The organism is Longimicrobium sp. (assembly GCF_036280135.1).
GTDB lineage: Bacteria > Gemmatimonadota > Gemmatimonadetes > Longimicrobiales > Longimicrobiaceae > Longimicrobium.
On record NZ_DASURI010000586.1, the window covers coordinates 1 to 10,219 of the forward strand.

At 72.6% G+C, this 10,219-nt stretch carries 7 protein-coding genes and 1 pseudogene; 4 read left to right on the top strand and 4 right to left on the bottom strand.

The genetic code is table 11. The features are described 5' to 3' along the window. Window positions 1–90 precede the first annotated feature (90 nt). From VFZ20_RS18935 to VFZ20_RS18945, 3 genes are all read left to right on the top strand, one after another. Complete coding sequence (locus VFZ20_RS18935; RefSeq protein ID WP_329685494.1) at window positions 91–954, top strand: hypothetical protein; 864 nt, start codon at window positions 91–93, stop codon at window positions 952–954. A 224-nt stretch (window positions 955–1,178) separates the two neighbouring features. Beyond that, window positions 1,179–3,332 (top strand): GAF domain-containing protein, encoded by a 2,154-nt coding sequence (locus VFZ20_RS18940; RefSeq protein ID WP_329685495.1) that lies wholly within the window; start codon window positions 1,179–1,181, stop codon window positions 3,330–3,332. 536 nt (window positions 3,333–3,868) lie between these two features. Further along, window positions 3,869–5,140 (top strand): hypothetical protein, encoded by a 1,272-nt coding sequence (locus tag VFZ20_RS18945; RefSeq protein ID WP_329685496.1) that lies wholly within the window; start codon window positions 3,869–3,871, stop codon window positions 5,138–5,140. A 221-nt stretch (window positions 5,141–5,361) separates the two neighbouring features. Here VFZ20_RS18945 and VFZ20_RS18950 read toward each other — a convergent pair whose 3' ends face one another. Then, on the bottom strand, window positions 5,362–5,556 hold the full coding sequence (locus tag VFZ20_RS18950) for a hypothetical protein (RefSeq protein ID WP_329685497.1): 195 nt from the start codon (window positions 5,554–5,556) through the stop codon (window positions 5,362–5,364). A gap of 3 nt (window positions 5,557–5,559) precedes the next feature. Between VFZ20_RS18950 and VFZ20_RS18955 the strand changes: the two genes are divergently transcribed. Beyond that, the gene (locus tag VFZ20_RS18955) at window positions 5,560–6,765 is read left to right on the top strand and encodes a low temperature requirement protein A (RefSeq protein ID WP_329685498.1); all 1,206 of its coding nucleotides are present in this window, start codon (window positions 5,560–5,562) and stop codon (window positions 6,763–6,765) included. 218 nt (window positions 6,766–6,983) lie between these two features. Here VFZ20_RS18955 and VFZ20_RS18960 read toward each other — a convergent pair whose 3' ends face one another. The 3 genes and pseudogenes from VFZ20_RS18960 to VFZ20_RS18970 all read right to left on the bottom strand — a co-directional run. Further along, the gene (locus tag VFZ20_RS18960; RefSeq protein WP_329685499.1) at window positions 6,984–7,664 is read right to left on the bottom strand and encodes a hypothetical protein; all 681 of its coding nucleotides are present in this window, start codon (window positions 7,662–7,664) and stop codon (window positions 6,984–6,986) included. A gap of 103 nt (window positions 7,665–7,767) precedes the next feature. Next, window positions 7,768–9,036 carry a hypothetical protein gene (locus VFZ20_RS18965; RefSeq protein WP_329685500.1) on the bottom strand — a complete coding sequence of 423 codons (1,269 nt, stop codon included), beginning with the start codon at window positions 9,034–9,036 and terminating at the stop codon, window positions 7,768–7,770. A 235-nt stretch (window positions 9,037–9,271) separates the two neighbouring features. Next, a pseudogene (locus VFZ20_RS18970) lies at window positions 9,272–10,219 on the bottom strand (hypothetical protein); the annotation flags it as partial.

Below are 10,219 nucleotides of genomic sequence, written 5' to 3' on the forward strand. Positions count from 1 at the left end.
CACGGCCGACATCAAGTCCCACTATACGCTCAGCGATCCCCGTCCGCGGTGGCTCCCCGCCCAGGACGCCGATTCAAGGACCCCACGCGCATGACCGATCCGCATCCCCACGAGGCGCATCCCGACGCCGCCCAGAACGCCGCCGGGCAGGACCCCGACCTGCAGGCCGGCGAGGTGCCGCCGCTGCAGCTGCGGTGGCGCTCGTCCTTCGGCGCGCCGCCACCGCGCCGCATCCGGCTGGAGATCCCGGGATGGTCGGGCCAGGCGGTGCGGCCGGCGGACGGCGCCACGGCGCAGCCCTGGCACTGCCATCCGTTCGTGGAGGGCGCCACGTACGGCCTGGAGCTCGTCTACCCGTACGAGAGCGAGACGCGCGTGCACGTGGACGACGGCCGCATCCGCTTCGAGGGCGGGCTGAACGAGGAGATGAAGGCCAAGGGGTACAGCAACCCATTCGGCGTGTTCGCGCGCGGGCACTTCGGGATGGACACCATGCTGGACCTGCTGCCGCCCCCCGGCTACGCCCTGCGCCTGGGTCCGCATCCGCGCTTCTTTACCGACACCACGGGCGAGGTGCCGCTGGCGCTGCCCGGCCACATCCAGCGGTTCTGGCCGCGGCAGTTCTTTGCCGTCTTCCGCGCGCCGCCGCCGGGCACCACGACCGTCTTTCGGCAGGGCGAGCCGTACGCGCAGCTGCTGCTGGTGCGCGTGGGCGAGGCGGTGCACGTGGAGCCCATGGAGCCGGACGTGGAGGCGGACCGGCAGGCGCAGGAGCGGCAGGTGGCCACGCTGAGCTACTTCCTGTCGCGCCGGCTGTGGAAGTCGTCCGGCGGCATCTGGTTCGGCGACAAGTACCGCCAGATGCTGCGGATCTTTCGCACGGGCGGGCTGGGCGCCGTCCGCCGCCACCTGCAGGCGCTGCAGGACCGCACGACCCCCAAGCCCCGCGGCTGATCCCGCGCGGGAACGGCAACAGAAATTTTCACGCAGAGGAAGCAGAGGCAGCAGAGTACTTCGTCGCGCGATGAAGTACTCTGCTGCCTCTGCTCCCTCTGCGAATGCAGATCGCAGTTCGTCTTTCGCGGTGACGAGCCCGCGCCCGGCTTGGAATTGCCCGGTTCTTGCGAGGGCGCAGCGACTTCACCTCCAAGCCCGACGCCAGGAAACCGGTTACGACGATGACGGACGCGCCGCGTCGCGACCCTTCTCACGATCCACCCGCATCCCTCGACCAGGTCCGGCGCGATCCCGCGCGGCTGGCCGCCGTGCACGCCACCGGCCTGCTGGACACGCCCGCCGAGCCCGCGTTCGACCGGCTGACGCGCATGGCCGTGCGCCTGCTGCGCGTGCCCGCCACCTTTCTCTCCCTCGTGGACGAGGAGCGCGACTTCTACAAGTCCGCCGCGGGCTTCGGCGAGCCGCTGGCGTCCGCGCGCGAGCTGGCGGGACGCACCTTTTGCCACTTCAGCATCGCGGGGGCGGACGGGCCGCTCGTCATCCCCGACACCCGCGCGGATCCGCTCTACGCCGGCGTTCCCACGGTAGAGTCGCTGGGCGTGGCGGCGTACATGGGCGTGCCGGTGATGGTGGACGGACAGCCCGTGGGCTCGTTCTGCGCCATCGACATGGCGCCCCGCCAGTGGACGCGCGACGAGGTGGAGGTGCTCACGGAGCTGGGGGCGTCGGCACAGCGCGAGATCGAGCTGCGGCGGGCGCTGGAGCGGGCGCAGCGCACGGCCCGCGAGCGAGACGAGTTCCTCAACGCCACTTCCGACGGCGTCTACACCATCGACGCCCAGGGCCGCATCACCTTCGCCAACCACGCGGCGGCCACGCAGCTGGGCTACGCGCCGGAGGAGATGCTGGGCCGCGTGGGGCACGAGCTCTTTCACTACGCCCACGCCGACGGCTCCCCCTACCCCGCCGAGACGTGCGCCATTGCCCGGGCGGCGCGGGCGGGGCAGGCCGTGCGGACCTACGGCGAGGTGCTGTGGCGCAAGGACGGCACGTCGTTCCCCGTGGCCTACGCGTCGTCGCCCCTGCTGCGCGACGGCGAGGTGGCGGGCGCCGTCGTGCGCTTCACGGACGTCACGGAGCAAAAGCGCGCGGAGGACGGGCTCACGCTGCTGGCGCGGTCCGGCCGCGTGCTGTCGTCGTCGCTGGAGGTGGACGACACGCTGCAGGCCATCGCGCAGATCGCCGTTCCCGCGCTGGCGGAGATGGTGATGGTGGACGTCCTGGAGGGCGATTCCATCCGCCGCGTGGCGGCCTCGCACGCCGCGTCGCGGCTGGAGGCGCTCTTCCAGCGGGCGCGCGACTATCCCCCGCGGCCGGGTGACGGCGGGCCGCAGGCCCAGGTGGTGCGCACGGGCGAGCCCCTGCTGGAGAACGAGATCGACGACGCGTGGATCGACCGCGTAGGGCGAGGCCCGGCGCACGCCGACCTGCTGCGGGACCTGGGTCCGCGCTCGCTCGTCGTCGTCCCCATCCGCGCGGGGCAGCGGGTGCTGGGCACGCTTTCGCTCGTGCGGACGGCGGCGCGGCCCTGCTTTGACGACGCGGACGTGGAGCTGGCCGAGGAGCTGGCCCTGCGCGCGGCGCTGGCCATGGAGAACGCGCGGCTGTACGACGCCGCCCGCGGCGCCACCCGGGCCCGCGACGACATGCTGGGCGTGGTGTCGCACGACCTGCGCAACCCCATCCACTCCATCTTCATGAGCTCGTCGTTCCTCCTGGAGCTGCTGCCGGAGGAGCGAAAGGTGGAGCGCACGCAGGCGGCCGTCATCAAGCGCGCGGCCGAGCGGGCCAACCGGCTCATCCAGGACCTGCTGGACATCACGCAGATCGAGAGCGGCCGGCTCTCCCTGCACCGCGAGCGGCACGACGCGGCGTCCATTGCCGGCGAGGCGCTGGAGCTGGCGGGGATGACGGCCGCGGACCGCGGCATCGCCCTGGCGCGCGGACCCATGGAGCACGCGCCGCTCCTGGTGGACCGCGACCGCGTGCTGCAGGCCCTGGGCAACCTGGTGAGCAACGCGCTCAAATTCACGCCCTCCGGCGGGCGGGTGACGCTGTGCGCGGAGACCGCCGCGGACGAGGTGTGCTTTTCCGTGGCGGACACGGGGCCCGGCATCGCCGCCGCGCAGGTGCCGCACCTGTTCGACCGATACTGGCAGGCCAACACCCGCGACCGGCGCGGCGTGGGGCTGGGGCTGAGCATCGTCCGGGGCATCGCCGACGCGCACGGCGGGCGCGTGGAGGTGCGCACGCGCGAGGGCCAGGGCACCACCTTCACCCTCATCCTCCCCGTCGCGGACGGTTCGGCGGACTGACGATCGGCAGGTCTGCACCCGGCCGGAGCGGCTGAAGCCGCCGCAACGACCGCGGAAAGCCTCACAAACTGCCGTGAGGCTTCAACCACGCAACGGTCGCCCCGGTGCACACGAGCCGACCTTCGCTGGGGCAGTCCGCGCAGGCGGACATCGTGCCGTTCCAGCGGCGAATTCATTCGCTCCGGCTGGGGCGCCGCGAATGCCGGCCTGATCCGCAAATCGGCATTATCCCCTCCGACTGGGGGGCGGCCGTTACGGATCGGATTCACAACCCGCATCCCTCCCTTCAGCTGAGGGGGGCGCCGTACGGAATCGGATTCGAAACGCGCATCATCCCCTCCGACTGGGGGGCGGCCTCGCTCCATTCACCCTCGCCCTCCCTCCCACCGACCGATCCGTCCGCCCTCCCGGCATGGGTCAACTTTCCCGTTGTATCTCCCTCCCTCGCGCGACTACGTTTCCTGCCACGCGACCGGACCCGTCTCGGCGGATGCCGGCCCCCGGATCTTCGCGCGACCTGCTTCCCCCGAAGGCACATGCCCGCTCCCCTGCGCTGTCCCACCTGCTCCGCGCCGCTGGACCTGCCGCCGGAGCACGCCAGCACCGTGCGCTGCCCGTACTGCGGCGCGGCCGTGTTGCTCACGGAGCGCGCCGGCCACGTGGAGGCCGCCTCGCAGCAGCAGCGCCACTCCGACGCCATCGGCGACGTGCTGCGCAAGCTGCGCGCGGGCAACAAGATCGCCGCCATCCAGGCGTACCGCGAGCACTTTGGCGTGGGCCTGGCCGAGGCGCGCGACGCGGTCGGGCGCCTGGAGGCCGGCCAGCCCGGCGGCTCCATCCCCGGCGCGTCGCCGGGTGCCCGTCGCGGCGTGCTGGCGGCCATCGTCGTCCTGGCGCTCGTGGCGATCCTGGGCGTGCGGGCGCTGCGCGACACGGATCCGCCCGTGCCTCCCTCGCTTCCGCCGCCGCCTTCCGTCACCACGCCCGTGTCGCCGCTGGCGCCCAAGGAGACGGCGCCCGAGACGGGCTTCGCGCGCGAGGTGATGCGCTTTGGCGCCGAGGGCACGGGCGCGGGACGGTTCGAGGACGCGCGCGGCGTGGCCGTGGACGGCGCGGGGCGCATCTACGTCTCCGAGTACACGGGCGGCCGCGTGCAGGTGTTCGACTCCGCGGGCACCTTCCTGACCCAGTGGTCGGCGGATCCCAAGATGCCGCTGCTGGACCTGGCGGCGGACCGGGGCGGCACCGTGTACGTGGTGCAGTCGGGCCGCATCCACCGGTACGACGGGCTCACGGGCAGGGCGCTGGGGGCGTTCACCTCGCGGGGGCGCGGCTACCGCGACGTGGCCCTGGCGCTGGACGGCACCCTGTGGGCCGTGGCGGACGGCAGCGTGGTGCACCTGTCCAAGGACGGCGACATCCTCAAGACCATCGACATCGAGGCGGCGGTGGACGAGGACGCGTCGCCGGAGCGCGTGGCCGTCAGCGGCACGGGCGACCTGTACGTGCTGGACCAGTGGAAGGCCGACGTGTACCACCTCAACGCGGACGGCCGGTTCGTGGACCGCTTTGGCGGCGGCGGCTTTCCCCCGGCGGACGACGTGGCCGTGGATGGCCGCGGGCGCGTGTACGTGAGCGGGATGACGGGCCCCATCGAGGTCTTCAACCCGGCCGGCGAGGCGCTGGGGCAGGTGACGGGCGTGGCCGTGGTGTTCGGGATGGCCATTAACGACCGCGACGAGCTGTTTGCCGCCGCCCGGAACCAGCACGCCATCGTCAAGTACCGCCTCCCCCAGGGCGAGGATTGAGGCTCGCGCGTCGTCGGCTTCTCCCGACGACGTCCGACGAGCGTCATCCTGAGGAGCCGCCGCGCGGACTTTACCGCTGCGTAATCCCTGGCGGCGACGAAGGATCTTGCGTGCGAAACGTCAGGCCGGCTTTCTTTCGTGGAGCCGGCCTGCCACTTTGCGGGCAGGATCCTTCGTCGCCGCCATGATTCCGCGCACGGGCAGGATCGCGCGGCGGCTCCTCAGGATGACCATCGTGCGCTCTCGCGGGCGTGACGTTCGCGCACGTTCGCGGCGATGAAGCTCTCGCGCGTTCGCGGGCGATGACGCTCGTGCGCGTTCGCGGACAACGACGCTGCCGGGGGCGGCTCGCCGCGGGTCTCGGGATCGAAGCGGCCCGTTGCAGGAAATTCCCTTCCCATCATCACCACATCCATCGCATGATCGAACGAGCGCGGCTGCTGCGCACGCGGGTTCCCCACGAGCACGCCCGGGTGGGGTTCATCGAGCTGTTCTTCGACCTCGTGTTCGTGTTCGCCGTCACCCAGCTGTCGCACACGCTCATCGAGCACTTCACGCCACAGGGGGCGCTGGAGACGGCCATGCTGCTGCTGGCCGTATGGTGGGTGTGGATCTACACGTCGTGGTTCACCAACTGGCTGGACCCCGAGCGGCTCCCCGTGCGGCTGATGATGCTGGGCCTGACCCTGGCCGGGCTGATCGTCTCGGCGTCCATCCCCCAGGCGTTCGACGGGCGCGGGCTGGCGTTCGCGGGCGCGTACGCGGCCATGCAGCTGGGCCGCACGGCGTTCGCCCTGTGGGTGTTCAGCGGGTCCGACGAGCGGCACCGGCGCAACTTTACGCGCATCCTGGCGTGGCTGGCGATGGCGTCGGTGTTCTGGATCGGCGGCGGGCTGGCGGAGGGCGGGATGCGGATCGCGCTGTGGGCGGCGGCGCTGGCCGTGGAGTTCGCGGCGCCGTCGCTGGGCTACTGGATGCCCGTGCTGGGCCGCTCCGTCACGGGCGACTGGAACGTGGAGGGCGGCCACTTTGCCGAGCGGTGCGGGCTGTTCATCATCATCGCCCTGGGCGAGTCGGTGCTGGTGACGGGCGCCACGTTCAGCAACATGGAGTGGACGGCGCCCGCCGTGGCGGCGTTCCTGTGCGCGGCGGCGGGGAGCCTGGCCATGTGGTGGCTGTACTTCGACACGAGCGCCGTCCGCGCCACCAGCCGCATCTCGCACTCGGACGATCCGGGGCGGCTGGCGCGGCTGGCGTACACGTACATGCACATCGTGCTGGTGGCGGGCATCGTGCTCACGGCCGCCGGCGACGAGTTCTCCCTGGCGCACCCGCTGGGCCACGCGTCCGTGCCCACGGTCATCGCCGTGCTGGGCGGGCCGGCCGTGTTCCTGGTGGGCGCTGCGCTCTTTCGCTGGGCCATCTGCGACGAGGCGCCGGTCTCGCACCTGGTGGGCGCGGCGGCACTGGGTGCGCTGTCGTTCGCGGCGCCGTGGATGCCGCCCGTGGGCCTGAGCGCCGCGGCCACCGTGGTGCTCACGGCCGTGGCCGCGTGGGAAAAGGCGTTCGCCCGCGCCCCCGTGAACCACGCCGAGGCCGCCCTGGCGGGCTCGCGCGCGGCGTAGCATCCAGGGCAAAGGCATTCTCACACGGCGCCTGCGGCGAACGGGGCCTGCGGCCAACGGAAACGGATCAAAAGAGTAACAAACCGTTGACTCCGTTGGCCGCAGGCCCCGTGTGAGAATCGTTGTTTCCCGATTTCCGCGCGAAGACGACGGAGGCGCAGGGGACACGTAGTCCTCTGCGCCTCTGCGGCTCTGCGTGAGAAAGCAGTTCCGTCGTTTCAGGCCGCGGCCGGCGTGGGGCTGGAGACCAGGCGACCGTTGCGGTATTCGCGCATCGCATTGCCGCCCAGGATGAGCAGGCGCGCGTCGCGGCCGCCGTACGCGCGCATCAGGTCCAGCATCATGGGCTCTTCCCCGCCCCACGGGTAGCCGTAGACCACGTCGAAGTCGTCCAGGGGCACCCCCAGCTCGCGGTATCCCGAGACGCCGTCGCCGATGGTGCCCAGCCGGGCGTCGCCGTCACGCGGGCGGTAGCGGTAGCCGGCGGGCAGAAAGCTGCCCGCCGCGAAGCGCGCCTTGGAGCCGTACTTCTCCGCCAGCGTCCGCGCTGTCTTCACGAGGTCCGCGTCCAGCTCGATACCGTATGCCTCGAAGCCCAGCAGGTCCGCCATGATGGCGATGACACCCGTGGCTGAGCCCCACTCCAGGAACCGCAGCCCCGGTTGGCGGATGCGGACGAGCGCGGCCAGCACCACGTCGTAGTCCGCGGGGACGAACGGGTGAAAGTCCTGCTGGCGCACCTCGGCGTCGAACTGGTGCCAGAACTCGCGGCCCTCCTCCGCCAGCGCGTGCAGCCGCTCGCGCAGCGCCGGGTCCAGCCCCGCCAGCGCCGCGTCGCGCGCGTCCGCCCGCGCGGCCTGCTGTACGACCTCTGCCCCGCTCCTGGGCCACGTTCCCACGCATCCACCTCCCCAAAAGGTTCAGCCTCCGTCCCGCCGATCGGGACGGGGGCTGAAACGTGTTACCGCATTTCCCCGGCCGTTGCAACCCCGTGACGCCGCGCTACCACACGGGCTGCACCACGTACAGCACGTCCACGCGGTCGTCGCGGTCCGTGTCCACGAGCTCGGCCACCTCGTAGCCGCCGGAGCTCACGCGCAGCAGGCGCGGGCCGTCCGGCTGCGCCACCCACGTCCCCGCCAGCGGCTGGTCGTAGCCCAGCGACAGGGCCTGCAGCGCCAAGCGGCCCAGGATGATGTCGCCCAGCACGCCGTCCAGGCCATCGCGGTCAAGGCGGTCATCCGTGCGGCGGCGCCAGATGACGTCGTCGATGCCGCCGCGGCTCCAGACCGTCCCGGTGCGGCTGCCCAGGCCAAAGCCCCTGTCCAGGCACCACTCGCGCCCAAAGACGGGGTGCCCGGCGCCGCTGCGGCAGAACGCGGGCGCGTTGCCCGTGGGCTGGCGGTCGCCCAGGCGCCGCAGCCGCCACGCGCCCAGGTCGCGGGCGCGCTGGTCGTCCATGTCGAACAGCAGGGCACCCGTGCGGCTCAGCACGCGCACGCGGCCGTTGTCGCTGCGCACGTCCCACGCGCCGGCGTTGTTGCGCGCGCGGCCGCGGGCCAGGGCGCCGGCCACCACGCGCTCGCCGGGCCGGCTGCTTTCCGCCATCTGCCGCACGTCGGGCGGCAGGTCGGCGATGCGCGCCTGGAGCGCCTGCCCCGTCAGCCGGTCGCGCCGGTTGCCGCGGGCGGACCGGGCGCCGCGGTTCTCGACGGACGCGGACGTGGTCACCGTCGTCCCGCCCGCGCGGACGGTCTCGCTGGCGCGTCCCCGCTCATCCGACCGCGACGAGGCGGACACGCTGCCGTTCCCCCGCTCCGTCCGCGACGAGGAGGACGAGGACGATGCGTTTCCGCGCGACGAGGACGACTCTGATCCGCGCCGCTCCTCCGTCCGCCCCGACGCGCCGTTGCCGCGCGACGAAGACGACGAGGAGGACGACCATGCGCGCCCATTGCCCCGCTCTGCCCGGTCCGATCCGCCGCCGCGCCCGGACTGCCGCTCGGACGATCCGCCGCCGCCCTGCCGGCGCTCCGTGCGCGGCGCGTCGTCGCGGCCGCCCCGTCCGCCGCGCGATTCTCCACCGCCGCCCCGCCCGCGCCCGCCGCCGTCATCCTGCCCGCCGCCGCCGCCGTTACCACGGCCCTGCTGCAGCACGCCTTCCGGCGCGAGCGCGACGGCGGCATCGCGGTGCGCATCCTCCAAACGCGCGGCCCACGCGCTTTCTGGCGCGACGGCCGCCAGTGCCGCCATGGCGGCGAGAATCCTCATCCCGTCCATCGCTCCCCCTCACGTCACCGTTGCGCGTGGACCGGCATCGTCCGCATCCACGCAAGCCCATCCGCGCAAACAACCTGCCCGATGCGCAGGATGACGCCCGGCGACCGCGGCGGGTCACGCGAGAGAGGCTGAGGGAGGGCACGATGGGGTACTCTGCTGCCTCTGCTCCCTCTGCGTGAGATGCCGTTCCGCCCGCCCAGCCGGGATCTACGCGATCACGCGCGGATCAGCGTCGGGCAACGGTCTGGCGCGGCGCGTAGCTGATGCGACGCGTCTCGCGGATGCGGCCGCCGTCCAGGGCGCCTTCCACGATCTCGTATCCCAGCAGCGCGAAGATGCGCCCACGCAGAAAGATGGGACGCGCGTTGCCGTACCAGTCCACGCACGACGCCCGGCACCCGTCGTCCACCGTGGCGCCGGCGCCGGCTGCCAGCTCGCCCAGCTCCTCGAAGCGCGACGCGCGGTTGCGCAGGAACAGCACGGACGCCGAGCCCTCCTCCAGGTGCGCGTAGCCGGGCTTGCCGGGCCCGCGGATGGGCAGGCCCAGGATGCCGCCGTCCCGCCCGTCCGGCTTGTAGAAAAAGCCGTGGCTGCGCAGCTCGCCCTGCGACGCGCCGGCGCTCACGTAGCGCTGCGCCACCGCCGGTGTCCCCGCCAAGCGGATGGCGCTGAAGTGCAGGTTCTGCCCGTCCGTGCCCACGACGACGGCGTCGCTGCCCATGGCCTCGATGCGGTCCACCCCGTGCGGCAGGGCCACGGCCGTCACGGCGCCCCCGCGCCAGGGGACGGCGTACAGCGGCGTGCGCGCCTCGCGCGGCGGGCCCCATCCGCTCCCCGATCCGTACAGCAGGTAGTCGCCCACGAAGCGGTTCTGGAACGCGTAGCCGGACGCCACGGGCAGTTCCTGGTACATGGACGCGTCCGCCGTCCCGCTTCCGTCGCCGAATCGGTCCAGGGGAATGCGCAGCAGGGCCGCGCGCCCGCTCTTGGTCTCGGCGCTCCACATGGCGTCGCCGCCGCCCTCGGAGCGCACCAGCACGTTCAGGTGCCGGTCGTCGCTCTCCAGGAACGAGAACTGGTCCACGGGGCTGCCGCTCACGCCCAGGGCACTGGGGCCGGAGCCGTCCAGGGGAATGCGGTACACCATCGAGGGCGACGGCGCCCCCTCGCGATC